The organism is Streptomyces sp. CA-251387, assembly GCF_050936625.1.
Taxonomy (GTDB): domain Bacteria; phylum Actinomycetota; class Actinomycetes; order Streptomycetales; family Streptomycetaceae; genus Streptomyces.
Map to the genome: position 1 here is coordinate 4,007,977 of NZ_JBNJMJ010000001.1, position 15,631 is coordinate 4,023,607.

The 15,631-nt window shown below is 69.4% G+C and carries 13 protein-coding genes; 2 read left to right on the top strand and 11 right to left on the bottom strand.

Translation table 11 applies throughout. The features are described from left to right. Positions 1-20: 20 nt before the first annotated feature. From ACQEV2_RS17710 to rsmI, 11 genes are all read right to left on the bottom strand, one after another. Complete coding sequence (locus ACQEV2_RS17710) at positions 21-2,315, bottom strand: glycosyltransferase family 4 protein (protein ID WP_433041837.1); 2,295 nt, start codon at positions 2,313-2,315, stop codon at positions 21-23. Then, a complete protein-coding gene (locus ACQEV2_RS17715; protein WP_433041840.1) occupies positions 2,315-3,562 on the bottom strand; it encodes a glycosyltransferase family 4 protein in 1,248 nt (415 codons plus the stop codon). Before ACQEV2_RS17715 ends, ACQEV2_RS17710 begins: the two co-directional genes overlap by 1 nt. Continuing rightward, positions 3,559-5,892, bottom strand: coding sequence for a hypothetical protein (locus ACQEV2_RS17720; protein WP_433041843.1), 2,334 nt, complete (start codon positions 5,890-5,892; stop codon positions 3,559-3,561). Before ACQEV2_RS17720 ends, ACQEV2_RS17715 begins: the two co-directional genes overlap by 4 nt. After that, positions 5,889-6,404: a hypothetical protein gene (locus tag ACQEV2_RS17725; RefSeq protein ID WP_433041846.1), complete on the bottom strand. Its 516-nt coding sequence runs from the start codon at positions 6,402-6,404 to the stop codon at positions 5,889-5,891. Before ACQEV2_RS17725 ends, ACQEV2_RS17720 begins: the two co-directional genes overlap by 4 nt. Before the next feature lie 44 nt (positions 6,405-6,448). Beyond that, positions 6,449-7,333 carry a glycosyltransferase family 2 protein gene (locus tag ACQEV2_RS17730; protein ID WP_433041849.1) on the bottom strand — a complete coding sequence of 295 codons (885 nt, stop codon included), beginning with the start codon at positions 7,331-7,333 and terminating at the stop codon, positions 6,449-6,451. 177 nt (positions 7,334-7,510) lie between these two features. Next, entirely contained in the window at positions 7,511-8,407 is an 897-nt protein-coding gene (locus ACQEV2_RS17735; protein ID WP_433041852.1) for a 4-(cytidine 5'-diphospho)-2-C-methyl-D-erythritol kinase, read from the bottom strand. Further along, positions 8,404-9,366, bottom strand: coding sequence for a 16S rRNA (adenine(1518)-N(6)/adenine(1519)-N(6))-dimethyltransferase RsmA (rsmA, locus tag ACQEV2_RS17740; RefSeq protein ID WP_433041855.1), 963 nt, complete (start codon positions 9,364-9,366; stop codon positions 8,404-8,406). The genes ACQEV2_RS17735 and rsmA overlap by 4 nt, the downstream gene beginning before the upstream one ends. A gap of 116 nt (positions 9,367-9,482) precedes the next feature. Next, positions 9,483-10,994, bottom strand: a complete 1,512-nt coding sequence (locus ACQEV2_RS17745; RefSeq protein WP_433041858.1) for a ubiquitin-like domain-containing protein — start codon at positions 10,992-10,994, stop codon at positions 9,483-9,485. 142 nt (positions 10,995-11,136) lie between these two features. Next, complete coding sequence (locus ACQEV2_RS17750; RefSeq protein ID WP_433041861.1) at positions 11,137-12,018, bottom strand: TatD family hydrolase; 882 nt, start codon at positions 12,016-12,018, stop codon at positions 11,137-11,139. 65 nt (positions 12,019-12,083) lie between these two features. Continuing rightward, entirely contained in the window at positions 12,084-12,482 is a 399-nt protein-coding gene (locus tag ACQEV2_RS17755; protein WP_433041864.1) for a hypothetical protein, read from the bottom strand. 189 nt (positions 12,483-12,671) lie between these two features. After that, complete coding sequence (rsmI, locus tag ACQEV2_RS17760) at positions 12,672-13,520, bottom strand: 16S rRNA (cytidine(1402)-2'-O)-methyltransferase (RefSeq protein WP_433041867.1); 849 nt, start codon at positions 13,518-13,520, stop codon at positions 12,672-12,674. A 62-nt stretch (positions 13,521-13,582) separates the two neighbouring features. Between rsmI and ACQEV2_RS17765 the strand changes: the two genes are divergently transcribed. Both ACQEV2_RS17765 and ACQEV2_RS17770 read left to right on the top strand, forming a co-directional pair. After that, entirely contained in the window at positions 13,583-15,325 is a 1,743-nt protein-coding gene (locus ACQEV2_RS17765; RefSeq protein WP_433041870.1) for a dolichyl-phosphate-mannose--protein mannosyltransferase, read from the top strand. Positions 15,326-15,418: 93 nt separating this feature from the next. Next, on the top strand, positions 15,419-15,589 hold the full coding sequence (locus ACQEV2_RS17770; RefSeq protein ID WP_433041873.1) for a hypothetical protein: 171 nt from the start codon (positions 15,419-15,421) through the stop codon (positions 15,587-15,589). Positions 15,590-15,631 lie beyond the last annotated feature (42 nt).

Consider the following 15,631-nt stretch of genomic DNA (forward strand, 5'->3'; position numbering starts at 1 on the left):
CTTGGTGGGCCGTCAAAGTGTCAGACCGTTTCAGCTGATCGGCTTTCGGTGAGCAATGACCGGAACAGCTGACGGTAGCGATCAGTCAGGATGGGCCAGGCGTGGTGTTCGACAGCACATCGTCGGCCGGCTGCGCCCAGGCGGTCGGCAAGAGCACCGTCGTACAGCAGCCTCCGACAGGTCGCGGCCAGCGCGTCGGCATCGCCCGGCGGAACCAGCAGGCCCGTAACACCCGGCTTGATGACGTGCGGGATCCCTCCTACATCGGACCCCACCACGGGCGTGCCGCAAGCCATCGCCTCGGCCAGCACCATGCCGAAGGACTCCGCCTCCGTCAGGGACGGCAGCACGAGCATGGCAGCACTCTGCACCGCCGCAACCAACGCGTCCCCGACGATCTTGCCAGTGAATTCCACCCGCCCGGCGATACCGAGTTGATCGGCCAGCGCGGCGTACGAGGGCAGGGCATTCCCGCCACCCACAAGTTTCAGCCGTGCATCGGGCACATCGGCCAGGGTCGCGAACGCACGGAGAAGGACGTCGATCCCCTTCCACGACGACGCGCGGTCCATCCGCCCCACATAGAGGATGGTGCGTGGCCGCGTCGACGCCGCTGGACCCGGCGTGAACCGTTCCACATCGACACCCGGTGTGATCTCGATGGCTCCTGGACGGCCGAAGGCCAACGAGACCGGTGACACGGCGACGATCGCTCGGGCTCGTGAGAACAGTCGAGGCAGGATGTACCGCTCATACCAGCCGAGCAGCCGATCGCGGATCCTGCAGCCCTTGACCATCGTCCCGCAGTGGTAGGTCATGACAGTCGGGCGCCGTCCAGACACGACGACCGCCAGATCGCCGAGACCCGGAACCGGACCGTGGGCGTTGACGATGTCTACCGCGAAACGACGCAACCAGCGAGGCAGTTGCAGCGGCCACAGCGGGCTCAGCGGCGCATTGACCAAACGTTGTGTCCACGTCCCCAGCCGGACGATCGGCACGTCATGGTCGTCGACCCCGACCCTCGTGCTCAGCCCTGCCGTGTTAGAGGTGATCACGACAGCCCGCATCGCCGGGTCGTCGGCAACCGCACGGGCGACAAAAGCGGCGTAATTCTCAGCGCCGCCGACGTGCGGCGGGTAGTACGGCGCAACGACGGCAACAGTGCGCACCGGGCCACGACTGCGGTCGGCGGCACGGTCGAAAACCTCGACAGCACGGTCGGACTGATGCTCCCAGGTCAGTTCGCGAACCACATGCTCGCGGCCCGCCTGGCCCAGACGCTGGGCGAGGGCATCGTCACCAAGCACCGAGCCGAGTGCCTTTGCCAACCCTGCCTCATCTCCCGGGGCTGTGAGCAGCCCGTTGCGGCCGTGTACAAGGAGTGAGGACGTTCCAGCGACCGGAGTGCTGACGACCGGACGCCCAGAGGCCATCGCCTCCACCACCATGCTCGGAAAGTCGTCGTAGGCGGGCAGGGCCACTACTCTCGCGCGCTGGTACACCGCGGCCAGCTCGTCCCACTCCAGCCGCCTGGTGAAGGTCACATGGCCGTCGAGCCCCAGCCGCCGCACCTGCGCCTCCTGCTCGGCCGTCGATGATGCTGGTCCCACCACCTCGAGTTGCACATCCGGAACCGTTCTGGTCAGTGCACGGACCGCCCGCAGCAGAGTGGGCAGTCCACTCCCGGCTGGGGCAGGCTCCAGCGACGCGGAGAAGACGATCCGCGGCGCCTGCGGCACCGGGCTCATGGTGAAGCGCCTCAGGTCGACACCGGGCGAGATCATCGTCGAGCGTCCCGAAAAGAGGTGAGGCAGCTCAGCAGCGAGGGAGTAGGACGAGCACACAACCTCGTGTGCGCGACGCACCGTCCTGGCCAGCACCCTGCGCTCATACCCCGCGCAAAACACGTCTGGGAACAGCCGGCCCTTGTGCATCCGCCCCGCGTGACAGGTCAGCACGAAAGGCACATCGCCACAAGCTCGTGCCGCGGCATCGGCGAACAGCGGCGCTGGCGCATGCCCATTGACGAGTTCTATCTGCTCTTCCTCGACGATGCTGCGAAGACTGCGCCGCCAATGCAGGCCCAGCGGCGTATGCGAGGCCCTCACCGGCGCCGCGATCCGGTACACCGGAATGCCCTCCGGGCCATCGAATCTCCCCGCCTCGGTTCCCCGAGCCGCGGGCGTGGCGACCACCACCCGGTGTCCGTGCCTGGACTGCAGCAACCGTGCAAGATGCCACACATACCGCTCTACAGTGCCGAGATTCGCGCTGAAGTACGGCGCAGCAAACAGAACCGTACGTGGGGTCATCAGGGCCTCCGGACAGGACCGGCACCCGGGCACTCGACCGGTTGACTCCCGTCACCCTGGTCACCCGCAGCTGTGCGAAGGACGTCACTGTAGAACCGGAGGAGAGTTTGCACATGCTCCCCCCAAGCGAAGCTGGTTACAGCGTGTCGACGCGAGTATCGGCCCATTCTCTCGCGCCTTTTCGCATCGCCGGCGAGTGACGCCAACGCTTCGCGGAGCATGCCTACATCGCGCGGCAGAAGCGTGACGTGCGCGCGGTCGAGCTTGTACGGTGCATAACCGGGGGCGTCGGTCGTGACGATCGGCAACCCGGATGCCATGGCTTCCTGGACGGTCAGCGGGAAGCCCTCGGTGGTCGACGGCAGCGCAAAGACATCACAGGCGCGATACACCTCGGCCACCGCGTCCGGTGGCAAGGCGCCAAGGCGATGCACACCAGGCCTCTGTCCCACCAGGAGACCCTCCTTGCCCTCACCGACGAAGACGAGGTCGTAGGCAGGGTCGGCGGCCGCGAGGAGGAGGTCGCAACCCTTCTTGGGGACCAGCCGACCGACGAAGAGGACCAGCACACGGTTCTGCGGCAAAGAGAAGCGCTCTCGCGCGCACCTACGCTCTTGGCTGGATCGCGCTGGATGGAACGCCGCCGTGTCCACGCCGTTCGCGAGGTGGTGAACGTTCTGAGGACGCGCGCCGTGCGCGAGAGTGAAGGCCGCTACAGAGGCGTTGACAACAAGAACTCGAACGGCACGTCGCAGGAGGGGTTGTCCTGCCGCTGCGTAGACCACACGTTGTGTCCATCGAACGAGCGCAGAGGGGTGCTCCACGAGGGCAACATGCTGCGTGAGGACTAGGGGCGTATGCGTGAGCACTGCGGCGAGTCCCGCGGCCCACGATGTCATGTAGAGGCAGTCATGCGCATGTACGACGTCGGCCCAGCGTGCCCAGCGCAGGACCGCCGGCAACAGCCGCGGCGAGAGTATCGGGAACGGGACGCTCGCACGGGTCTCGACGCCGTTCCAGGCCGGGATGCGCACGACGCGCACACCGGCGGCGTCAACATCGTCGCGTGGTCTCCGTATATCACGTGCCTCTGTGCGCGACCCGCTGGTCAGCACAGTGACCTCGGTCCCCAGGCGCGTGAGGTGGATGGCTTCGTTGCGTACGACGTTCTCGATTCCCCCGACATGCGGTGGGTAATAGTGGCTGACAAGCAGTACGCGCAGTGACTGCCTGGTCGGTGCAGTCATCGGAAGATCTCCGCTCCGTCACTGCTGTAGACCTTGTTCTTGGTTGCATTCAAGAAGCCGGCCGGATAGCGATACGTCACCCCGTCGCCGCCGTAGAAGACCGATGCCTCGCCTTTGCGGACCGTCGTGGAGCCAAGGAAGACGTACGAGTCCTTCCTTATGAGCGACGGGTAGATGCTGTTCACCGCACGGCCGCGGAGCTGCATTTGCAACCGATCGAAGGGGGGGCGATCCGACTGAACCTGCGACTGGATGTTGACAGGCTGTCCTGGCGCGCTGGCCAGCAGCCATTCGAACGCCCTGCGCTCTTCAGGATGGATGTAGTAGTTGTCGTAGTAAGGGCCGGCGTTATCGAGGCTCAGCACCGGCGAATAGCCGCCGATCAGTTTCGGCACGGCACCGGCAAGGTCGAGAAACAACACCACCGACAGCGCGCACGCCAACGGCGCCGTCCGCCGCCGCCCGGCCCACCGGCAGACCCACACCAATCCGGCTGCGACGAACGGGGCGAAGATGAACAAACCCTGCTGGAACGCACGCAGCACGCCATAGTCGATGGAAGCCTGCGGCAGGAGGGTGAGCATTCCGATTACGACGCCTGCCCCGACAGTCAACGTGACCTGATCACGTGTCGGGCGGAATGCCTTCCGCCGGGCCATCAGGGTCGACGCGACACCGAGGAACAGCAGCAGCTGCAGCAGTCCCGCGGTAAACGTGCGGAAGCCGGCGTTCGCCGCCTCCACATCGACACCGGTGTCCTCGAGGGCACGGCCGACCGGTGTGAGCGGCTGGACCTGCTCCTTTGCGACCGAAACGGGGTAGGCGTCGACAACGCTCCACGGTAGATAGTCACCACCCGCCCTGGTGGCCTCCCTCAGCTGCACGGTGTGGGCGCGGTACTCATTCAGTCGCTGAGCCGCACTGACCTGCGCCCCGCCGATGAGGCTGTACGACACATCGGACGACCGGTTCCACGCCTGCCCGCTTCGAAGATCACGCACAGTCGTGCTGACTGTCGCCTGCAGGTGCCCGCCCGTGTGAGAGACAGGACCGGTCCAGACAACCGCGGCCGCCGCTGTTGCGACCAGGATCCACCATGTGACGAAGGCCCGCTTGACGGCCTCTCGCGGTGTCCTGCTCCTCATGCGCGAGCACAGCCGCCACACGAGGTCGGTGGCGAACGCCAGCGCCAAGGTCATCACGATGACGTAGGTGGTCGAGTAGTGGGAGAGGACGATCCCCAGGGCCAGCACGGTGAACGCGACCCGTCGGCCGCGGATCGGGCGGCCGGTGTCGGTCACCACCACCATGGCGCATCCGAGCAGGACGAAGGCGATCTCCTGGCGTGCCATGAACACCATGTCGGTGAAGAACGTCGGGAACATCATGAAGAAGACGGCCGACAACAGCGCGACGAGCTGAGGCGCCACGTTGCGCACCGAGCGGTAGACCAGAGCCGGTGTGAGGGCGAAGAGCAGCGGCAGAACGACCTTGAAGACATAGACGCCGGAGATCCCCGTCAGCCGTACCAGCGACGTCGGCAGCAGGGTGATGCTCATGCACGCGTTGTACGAATCACGGTAGGCGGCCATGTTCCAGCGGTTTCCGACGGCCGTCAGCTGGAAGATCTCGTACTCGTGCTGGATGTCGTGGCCGGTGATGTACCAGCCGCGCAGAGAGGTGAGAAGGAGAAGTCCCGCCGCCGCGAAGAACAGGCCCGTGACCACGATGGTGGACGGGTAACGCCGACGCCGCCACATGAGGAGGGCGAGAAGCAACGCGACGCTGACCATCGCGGCAACGCTGACGGCTGAGCCCGCCTGGTTGTTGAGCCGGATCGGACCCGCGACCGACAGGACGAGTGTGACGGCGCCGAGAGCCGCCACAGCGACCAGGCCTGGGGGCAGGCCCTGGGTACGCCCCGTGCGCCACCGGTCGAGGCCGTCGGCCCTACGCTCGGCCGGAGGATCTGCCGCGACAGCGATGATGATGACGGCCAGAGCGGAGGCGACCGCGAGGGGCGCGCGGGCGAGCGGTTGCCCGATACCGACGGGAGGCAGGACGGTGTTCACAACCAGGGCGACGACGATGGCGGTGATGATGCTGAGGCCGACGGCGAGCAGCACGCGGCCGTCCCGGGTCGACACCACCCGGGAGGCGATGCCGTACCACAGCACCGTCGGTGCGCCGAGGAGGAGCCAGAGACCGGCGAGCGTCAGCAGCCCGATGGGAGCCCCGGGCAGGAGCTCGACGAGTGCGGCGAGCGCCGTGCCGCCGAGTACCGCGCGGCGTCCTGCCGCCCGCCCTGCCAGGGTTGCGACGGCGGTCATGGTGAGCCCTGGGGGTGCTCGGAGCCGTGGGCTCCCAGACGGAAGTGCAGCGTCTGGGGGTGGTCGAGCAGCGCGACATGGAGGTCCTGAGCGCCCTGACGCAGCGGAAGCCGCACAATCGTCGACGTCCGGCCGTTGGCACCCTCGGGGAGCGTGGTCGTGGTCGACGCCGTCGTTCGACCACCGGACGATTCGAGCCACACACGCAGCCGATACCTCTGCTTGCCGTCACCGTGGCCCACGACCGATACCGGGATGAGGACTTGGGCGTTGTCCACGACCGGCGCACTCGTGAAGTACAGCTCGGTATAGGAGCTCGGCACCCGTGTGAACGATTCGCGCAGCTCACGGCGTGCGGCCGGGGTCACCAGGACGCCCACCACGCCGACGATCAGGATGAGCAGCACCACGACCGCGTAACGACGGCGACGCCGACGGTCCGGACGCGCGTGGCTAAGGGGCGCCCTTTCTTGCTGCGACGGCTTCTTGAGGCTGTCGAGGAAGGGGCTCATGCTGCTTCTCCTTCCGAGCTCACTCAGCCATCGCAACCCGACGATCAACGCTGGGACGGTCTGCGGACGTCATGCCGGCTTGCCGCCCACCGGCCGGTGAGGCCGTGCCTGGCCCGGGCACCGGGGATGCGGGGCGGCAGTGCCCGCGGGGCCGAGCCGCCGGGTCCGACCCGCTCCCTCCGCATGAAGCGGACCTTGCCCAGAATGCAGAAGCAGCCGACGGCGTCGTGCCAACTGATCTTCTTGCCGTCGGCGTGCGACCGGCTGTAGTAGCTCACGGGGACCTCGAACGGGCGGATGCCGAGTCGGAGCAGACACGCGGTGATTTCCGTGTCCAGCCCGAAGCCGCGCGAATGCAGGTGCAGAGAGCGGAAGAGGGACAACGGAATCAGCTTCAGACAGGTGTGCAGATCGGCCAGGTGGGCGTCGAAGAGCACATTCGCCGCGAGCGTCATCAGCTCGTTTCCAAGGGCGTACCGGTACGACTGGTAGACCGTGTTCTGTCCGAACAGACGCGCCCCGTAGACGACGTCGCAGCGTCCTTGGAGGACGGGCTGCAGAAGCCGCGGAATGTCGTCCGGCGAATATTCCAAGTCGGCGTCGAACGGAAGGATGTGCGTTCCGGTGGCCAGTCCCCCGGCCGTGAGCAGGGCAGCGCCTTTGCCGAGGTTGTGGGGGTGCCTGTGCGTGATCACCACGGGATTCGCCTGCTGGGCCAGCAGGAGCGGGGTGCGGTCACTGCTGCCGTCGTCGACGACGATCAGTTCCATTTCGCACGGATACTCATGGGCGAGCACCGAATCGATCGCTGCGGTGATCGTCCTTTCCTCGTTGTACGCCGCCATCAGGATGGAGAGCTTCACCGGGCCGTCGCCCGACCACTTCCGCCCGCCCGAAGGCGGAGAAACAGGGATGTCCGGTGCGCTCATCGCGGCCCTCTCCTCGGTGCGCCTTACGAGAGGTTCGAAGCCTGGGTGCCTGGGACGTAAGCATGCATCGTCAGTGACTCTTGTACGCTTACGTCGTATACGCCCCACCTTGCCCCCCGAAGGTCCCGCGGTCAAGAGCAGAGGGAGGCCGGTCGAGGCCGGTCAGGCGGACAGGCGCTAGCCGATGACCGTCGCGCCGGGCGCCGGCCCCGAAGTCCTCCGTACGTCACGGCAGGTGCCGGAGGCACGCAGTCCCGCGGCCACCTTCTCCGCCGACTCGGCATCCCGCGCGAGGAACGCCGTGGTCGGGCCGGACCCCGAGACCAGGCCGGTCATGGCGCCGGCGGCGCGGCCCGCGGCGAGGGTGTCGGCGAGCTGGGGGAAGAGGGAGAGGGCGGCGGGCTGCAGGTCGTTGGAGACGGCGGCGGCGAGGGCGTCGGGGTCGCCCTTGGCGAGGGCGTCGAGGAGCGGCTCGGAGGCGACGGGCTCAGGGATGTCCGTGCCCTCGCCGAGCCGGTCGAACTCACGGAAGACGGCGGGCGTCGACAGTCCGCGGTCGGCCATCGCGAACACCCAGTGGAAGGTGCCGCCCACATCGAGCGTCCGGAGCTTCTCGCCGCGCCCGGTGCCGAGGGCCGCCCCGCCGACCAGGCTGAACGGCACGTCGCTGCCCAACTCGGCGCAGATGTCGAGGAGTTCCTCGCGGGAGGCGTGCGTGCCCCACAGTGCGTCGCAGGCGAGCAGCGCGCCCGCGCCGTCCGCGCTGCCGCCCGCCATGCCGCCGGCGACGGGGATGTCCTTGGCGATGTGGAGGTGGACCGCGGGGTCGAGGCCGTAGCGGTCGGCCAGGACGAGGGCCGCGCGAGCCGCCAGGTTCGTACGGTCCAGGGGAACCTGGTGGGCGTCCGGGCCCTCGCAGGTGATGCGGAGTTCGTCGGCCGGGGTCACGGTGACCTCGTCGTACAGGCCTACGGCCAGGAAGACGTTGGCCAGGTCGTGGAACCCGTCGGGGCGGGCGGCGCCGACCGCGAGCTGGACATTGACCTTGGCGGGGACGCGAACGGTGACACTCACTGCTGACCCGGCTCCTTGCCTTCTTCCTCTTGCCTGTCCCCGCGGTCCTGTTCCCTGTCCCTGCCGTCCTGTTCCCTGTCCCTGCCGTCCTGCTCGTGCTCCGCCTTGTGCTCCGCGATGCGCGCGAACTCCTCTACCGTCAGGGCCTCTCCGCGCGCCTGCGGCGAGACCCCGGCCGCGACGAGCGCCGCCTCGGCGGACGCCGCGGAGCCCGCCCAGCCGGCGAGCGCCGCCCGCAGCGTCTTGCGGCGCTGGGCGAAGGCCGCGTCGATGACGGCGAAGACCTCGCGCCTGGAGGCGGTGGTCTTGAGCGGCTCGGCGCGCCGGGTCAGGGACACCAGCCCGCTGTCGACGTTCGGCGCCGGCCAGAAGACGTTGCGCCCGATGGCACCGGCCCGCTTGACCTCGGCGTACCAGTTGGCCTTCACGGACGGCACGCCGTACACCTTGGAGCCGGGTCCCGCGGCCAGGCGGTCGGCGACCTCCGACTGCACCATGACGAGGGTGCGTTCGATGCTCGGGAAGGTCTCCAGCATGTGGAGGAGGACCGGGACGGCCACGTTATAGGGGAGGTTGGCGACCAGGGCGGTGGGCGGCGGGCCCGGCAGCTCCATGACGTGCATCGCGTCGGAGTGCACCAGCGCGAAACGGTCGGCGCGCTCCGGCATGCGGGCGGCGATGGTGGTGGGGAGCGCGGCGGCCAGTACGTCGTCGATCTCGACGGCGGTGACGCGGTCGGCGACCTCCAGCAGGGCGAGGGTGAGGGAGCCGAGCCCCGGGCCCACCTCGACCACCACGTCGTCGGGGCGGACCTCCGCGGTGCGGACGATACGGCGGACCGTGTTCGCGTCGATCACGAAGTTCTGGCCGCGCTGTTTGGTGGGGCGCACGCCGAGGGCTGCCGCCAGTTCACGGACGTCGGCGGGGCCCAGGAGGGCGTCGGGGGTGGGGCTGCTCACCCGACAAGGGTACGGGGCCGGGGGATGGCGTCGGTGCAGCCGGCCTCGGCCGTGAGGGCCGGGCACCCGCGGCTGGGCCTCACCCCCGCGTCGCCCCCCCCCGCATCACTCCCGCGTCACCCCCGCAACCGCGCCCCGCAATGCGGCCAAGGGCTGGCCCCCTGCCGCACGAACAGCCGCTTCGCCCGCATCGTCTGTTCCGCGGCCGGAGCGTCCTGCGGCCGCCCCTTCCCCCCGAGGCTCTGCCAGGTCTCCGTGTCGAACTGGTACAGCCCCCCATACGTCCCCGAAGAATCCACCGCGTCCGGCCGCCCGCCGGACTCGCACGCCGCGAGCCCCCGCCAGTTCAGGTGATCCGCACCGCGCACGGACGTCGGCAACGGCTTCGTCCCCACCTTCACGATCTGCGTCCGCGGCTCCCGCACCACCTCGGACTTGATCTTCCGCGGCTTCTGCTTGACGCCGTTGACCGTGCGGAGGGAGTACGTCACGCGTCGCAGGCCCGGTACCCCGGCCCGCTCGACGATCTCCGTGCCCCGGAAGACCGACGGATCCTCGACGCGTTCCACGGCGAACGCGATCGCCTCGTCGCGGATCTCCTTCCGGCCGGTGATCCGCAGGACCGTGACCGTCTGCCCGTCGCGCGGAAAGGTCTCGAGCGGGACGGACGTGGTGTCCTGGCCGCGCAGGATGATGCCGGCCTGCTCCACGACCTCGCGCACGGTAGCCGCGTTCGTGCGGATGGTGCGCGCCAGGCCGTCCGCCATGATCGTCACCGTGCGCTCGGTGCGCACATCCAGCGCAAGCCCCTCGCGCCCGATGCGCCGGGAGCGCGAGGTCGACAGATACGCCCCCTCTGCGCGCACCCCCAACTGTCGGAGGGCCGCCTCCACGGTGTGCGCCGTCGTCCACACCTCCCGATGCTGACCGTCGATCGTGAGCCGCACGGGCCGCCCGTAGCGCACCGCGACCTCGTCACCGCTGGAGAGGGCCGCATCGCGCCCGGGCGCGACCACGTCGTGCGCCCCCACCTCCACGCCCTCCTCGGCCAGCAGTTCGGTGACGTCGTCCGCGAAGGTGTGCAGGGTGCGCGACTTGCCGTCGACGCTCAGCTCGACCGCCTTGTCCTTGGCGACGAAGGCGGTCGTCCCGCCCGCGAGGAACGCGACGACCAGCGCCTGCGGCACCAGCCGGCGCATGGTTCCGTCCCCCCGCTCGGCGGCGCGCGCCCTGCGCCGGTGCGCGGCCCGCCGGCCGCTCCTCGGGCGCACGACGGGTGTGTGCGCCGCCGCCTCGGACACCTCCTCGTACGCGGGCCGGTACGTGTCCTCACGGTCCCTGCTTGCCTCAGAGCCTCCATGGGTTCCGGACGACCCATACGACCCATACGACCCGTACCCGTAGGGCTCGTAGGCGGCGTAGGCGTCGTGCGCCTGGTACGCGGGGACGTACGTGTCCGTACTCGTACGCATCCCGTACGCCCCCTGCGCCCCGTGTACCCCCAGCGCCCCATGTACCCCGTGCACCCCATACGCCAGCGTCTGAGCGCTGTACGGGTCGAAGCCGCCGTACGCCGGGGGCTCGTGGGCCGGGCTCGGGCCATACGTCTCGAACTGCGCGTTGCTCACGACGACACGCTCCAGCGGAGGAGTCCGGATCGGAGCCCCAGAACCTAGCGGAGGGGTGGTGACTCTCCAAAGCGACTCGACTACGCACCGTTGCCATCGGGCACGGCGCGTAGCCGCGCGAGCGTTATCCGGCGGTTATCGGTCAGTAGCCGAAGGCATGTGCCGTGTTCGAGCCCAGGGCCGCCGCCAGCACGTCCTCGTCGATCCCCCGAACGGCCGCCATGGCGCGCACCGTGATCGGAATGAGATACGGAGCGTTGGGCCGTCCGCGGTACGGCGCCGGCGTGAGGAAGGGCGCGTCGGTCTCCACGAGGAGCAGCTCCAGCGGGGCCACCGCCACCGCGTCCCGCAGATTCTGGGCGTTCTTGAAGGTGACGTTGCCGGCGAAGGACATGTAGTAGCCGGCCCGGGCGCACACCTGGGCCATCTCGGCGTCGCCCGAGTAGCAGTGGAACACCGTCCGCTCGGGGGCGCCCTCCTCCTTCAGCACCCGCAGCACATCCGCATGGGCCTCGCGGTCGTGGATGACCAGGGCCTTGCCGTGCCGCTTGGCGATCTCGATGTGGGCGCGGAAGGACGCCTCCTGCGCCTCCTTGCCCTCGGGCCCGGTGCGGAAGTAGTCGAGGCCGGTCTCGCCGACGCCCTTCACCTGAGGGAGCGCGGCCAGGCGGTCGATCTCGGCGAGCGCCTCGTCGAGCGCCCGCGCGCCCCCGGGCTCGCGCGCCCCCTGCCGCGACCAGCCGTCGGGGTCCCCGTGCACGATGCGCGGAGCCTCGTTCGGGTGCAGGGCGACGGTCGCGTGCACGGCGTCGTACCGCGCCGCCGTCTCGGCGGCCCACTGCGAGCCCCGTACGTCACAGCCCACCTGCACGACCGTCGTCACACCCACCGACGCCGCCTTCGCCAGGCCCTCCTCCACCGTGCCGGACTGCATGTCGAGGTGGGTGTGGGAGTCGGCGACCGGCACCCGGAGCGGTTCCGGGAGGGGCGGGGCCGCGTGCTTGTCGGAGGCGTTGGAAGGCATGCCCCGATCCTACGAAAGGGGCACGCCCGCTCCGTCGGCGCTCGGCCCGACCGCTCGGCCGACGCTCAGCTCGCCTTGCGGTGGAAGACGTGCAGGAGATCGGACAGGTGCCAGTGGTGGTCCGGCTCGCCCGCCGCCGACTCCGGCTTCGGCTCCACCTGCCGGGGGATCGGGCGAGGGCCGTGCAGGGAGTTCTGCACGGAGGACACCTGCCCGGGCCGCATGATCCGTACGACGTGGTTGTCGCAGTTCTCGCACGTGGGCCGGCTCAGCGGCGACGGCACGACCTGGCCGTTCGCGACGTACATCACGAACTCGTGGCCGTCACCGTGGATGTGATGCTCTATCTCGTACGACTGCTCCCAGCCGTGCCCGCATCGCATGCAGGCGAAGGAGTACGACTCGTGGACGACGGCGGTCGCGGCGCTGCGAAGGCCCGTGGTCTGCTGTGCGATCTCGCTCATGCCAGCTCCTGTGGTCCGCTGGTGGAACGGGTTGCGTCCCTTCGTCCAGTGGACTCCTCGGCAGGAGCGAACGCACGTCATCTGCCCAGTATTGGGGGCGACTTGGGCGTTCCTTGCCGAAAGGCCCGGGTCCTTTACCCCCGCATGGGGCGCGCGCTCATTCGAGATACGCCCTGCTCACACGGCGTTTCACGCCCCCGCGTTCTTCGCCGCCACGACCGCGTCGAAGACCTCCCTCTTGGGCACCCCGGCCTCGGCGGCCACCGCCGCGATGGCCTCCTTGCGCCGCTCCCCCGCCTCTTCACGCACGCGAACGCGCCGCACGAGTTCCCCGGCGTCGACCTCCTCGGCCCCCTTCTCCGGAGCCCCCTCGACCACGACGGTGATCTCCCCGCGCACGCCCTGAGCGGCCCAGGCCGCGAGCTCCCCCAGCCCGCCCCGCTTGACCTCCTCGTACGTCTTGGTCAGCTCCCGGCACACAGCGGCCCGCCGCTCGCCGCCGAACACCTCGGCCATCGCGGCGAGCGTGTCGTCGAGCCGGTGCGGCGCCTCGAAGTAGACGAGCGTGCGCCGCTCCCCGGCCACCTCCCGCAGCCGCGACAGCCGCTCCCCCGCCTTGCGCGGCAGGAACCCCTCGAAGCAGAACCGGTCCACCGGCAGCCCGGACAGCGCGAGCGCGGTGAGCACGGCGGACGGCCCGGGTACGGCGGTGACGCGGATGTCCTTCTCCACCGCCGCCGCGACCAGCCGGTACCCGGGGTCGGACACCGACGGCATCCCCGCGTCGGTCACCAGCAGCACACGCGAGCCCTCCAGGAGGGCCTCGACCAGTTCGGGCGTACGCGCCGACTCGTTGCCCTCGAAGTACGACACGACCCGCCCGGCCGGCTGTACGCCCAGCGCCTGGGTGAGCCGCCGCAGCCGCCGGGTGTCCTCGGCGGCGACCACGTCCGCGCCGGCCAGCTCCTCGGCGAGCCGGGGCGGGGCGTCCTTGATGTCGCCGATGGGGGTGCCTGCCAAAACAAGGGTTCCTGTCACGTTTCCATCCTCGCAGGGCGCATCCACGGGACTCCCACAGACGTGTTCCCTACGATGGCGCGGTGACCAGTACCGCGTCCTCCATGGACACCCGGCAGGACCAGGCACCGCACGAGCAGCGGCCGTCGTGGCAGCAGCGGCTGCGCCGATTCGGCTACACGGCGACGCCGAGAAGCGACGTGCGAGAGCGCCTGGTGCCGCCGTACGTTCGGCCCAGCCCGCGGATGTGGCAGTTCCTCGGCGTCCCGCGGACGCTCGCCGAGCGGCTCGTGCGCTGGTCGGGCTGGGGCGGTCCGCTGCTGGTCACGCTGCTGGCGGGGGTGCTGCGGTTCTGGAACCTCGGCAGCCCGAAGGACGTGATATTCGACGAGACGTACTACGCCAAGGACGCCTGGGCGATCGTCCACCGCGGCTACGAGGTCAGCTGGGACAAGAACGCCAACGATCTCATCCTGAAGATCGGCGATCAGATCCCGATCCCGACGGACGCGGCGTACGTCGTGCATCCGCCGGTCGGCAAGTACGTCATCGGGTTCGGCGAGCTGATGTTCGGGTTCAACCCGTTCGGCTGGCGCTTCATGACGGCGCTGCTCGGCACGCTCGCCGTGCTGATGCTGTGCCGCATCGGCCGCCGTATCTTCCGCTCGACGTTCCTCGGCTGCCTCGCGGGCGCGCTGATGGCGGTCGACGGGCTGGCGTTCGTGATGGCGCGCACCTCGCTGCTCGACGGGGTGCTGATGTTCTTCGTGCTGGCGGCGTTCGGCTGCCTCGTCGTCGACCGGGACCGGGCGCGCGCGAAACTCGCGGCCGCGCTCCCGGCCGACCCCGACGGCCGGGTCCGCCCCGACGCGCACACCGCCGAGACCCTCCGCCTGGGCTGGCGTCCCTGGCGCTGGCTGGCCGGCCTGATGCTGGGCCTGGCCATCGGCACCAAGTGGAACGGCCTGTACTTCCTGGTCGCGTTCGGCCTGCTGACGGTGTTCTGGGACATCGCCGCCCGCCGGGTCGCCGGCGCCCGTCACCCGTACACGGCCGTCTTCAAGCACGACCTGGGCCTCGCCTTCCTGGCGACGGTACCGGTGGCGATCGTCACCTACATCGCATCCTGGACCGGCTGGATCCTCTCCCCCACGGACGGCACCGGCGGCTACTACCGCGACTGGGCGTCCGCGAACGGGCGCACGAGCAGCTGGTCGTGGCTGTTCCCCGACTGGTGGCTGAGCCTGTGGCACTACGAGCACCAGGTGTACGAGTTCCACGTCGGCCTGTCGTCGCCGCACACCTACCAGTCCAACCCGTGGAGCTGGATCGTCGACGGCCGCCCCGTGTCGTACTTCTACGAGTCCCCGCTGCCCGGCAAGGACGGCTGCCCCGTCGACGCGGGCGAGAAGTGCGCCCGCGAGGTCCTGGCGATCGGCACACCGTTGCTGTGGTGGGTGGCCGCCTTCGCCCTCCTGTACGTCCTGTGGCGCTGGCTCTTCCGCCGCGACTGGCGGGCCGGGGCGATCGCCTGCGGCGTCGCGGCCGGCTACCTCCCCTGGTTCCTCTACCAGGAACGCACGATCTTCTTCTTCTACGCCGTCGTCTTCCTCCCCTTCCTCTGCCTGGCCGTGGCGATGCTCCTCGGCGCGATCATCGGCCCACCGCGCTCGAGCGACACCCGCCGGGTGGCCGGCGCCACGGGGGCGGGCGTACTGGTCCTGCTGATCGCCTGGAACTTCATCTATTTCTGGCCGATCCACACGGGCACGGCGATCCCGGTGGACCAGTGGCGGTCGCGGATGTGGCTGGACACGTGGGTCTGACGTGCGTAACAGGGGGAGTCGGTGATCGTTCATACAGGCATGAACGTAACTAAACGGACACTTGCTGTCATCGCCCTCGCGGGAGCCGCGGCCATGTCGACCTCCGCCGTGGCGGGCGCCGACACCCTCGACCCGCAGCCGCAGAAGTCGATCTCGTACCTGGTGTATCCGTCCCAGGGCACCTACCCGCCGGGCATCCTGCCCTTCGCGGCCGCCGTGCCCACCGCCGCCCTCCTCGGCGTCAATCCCTTCAGCGTCGTCTGAGGATCGCCTCCCGCTGAGCGCTGTGGCCGGCCGGTCGGGTCG

Coding starts and splice junctions, on each gene's coding strand:
- ACQEV2_RS17710 (WP_433041837.1), bottom strand. CDS start 2,315: ATGACCCCACGTACGGTTCTGTTTGCTGCGCCGTACTTCAGCGCGAAT.
- ACQEV2_RS17715 (WP_433041840.1), bottom strand. CDS start 3,562: ATGACTGCACCGACCAGGCAGTCACTGCGCGTACTGCTTGTCAGCCAC.
- ACQEV2_RS17720 (WP_433041843.1), bottom strand. CDS start 5,892: ATGACCGCCGTCGCAACCCTGGCAGGGCGGGCGGCAGGACGCCGCGCG.
- ACQEV2_RS17725 (WP_433041846.1), bottom strand. CDS start 6,404: ATGAGCCCCTTCCTCGACAGCCTCAAGAAGCCGTCGCAGCAAGAAAGG.
- ACQEV2_RS17730 (WP_433041849.1), bottom strand. CDS start 7,333: ATGAGCGCACCGGACATCCCTGTTTCTCCGCCTTCGGGCGGGCGGAAG.
- ACQEV2_RS17750 (WP_433041861.1), bottom strand. CDS start 12,018: ATGCCTTCCAACGCCTCCGACAAGCACGCGGCCCCGCCCCTCCCGGAA.
- ACQEV2_RS17755 (WP_433041864.1), bottom strand. CDS start 12,482: ATGAGCGAGATCGCACAGCAGACCACGGGCCTTCGCAGCGCCGCGACC.
- ACQEV2_RS17770 (WP_433041873.1), top strand. CDS start 15,419: ATGTCGACCTCCGCCGTGGCGGGCGCCGACACCCTCGACCCGCAGCCG.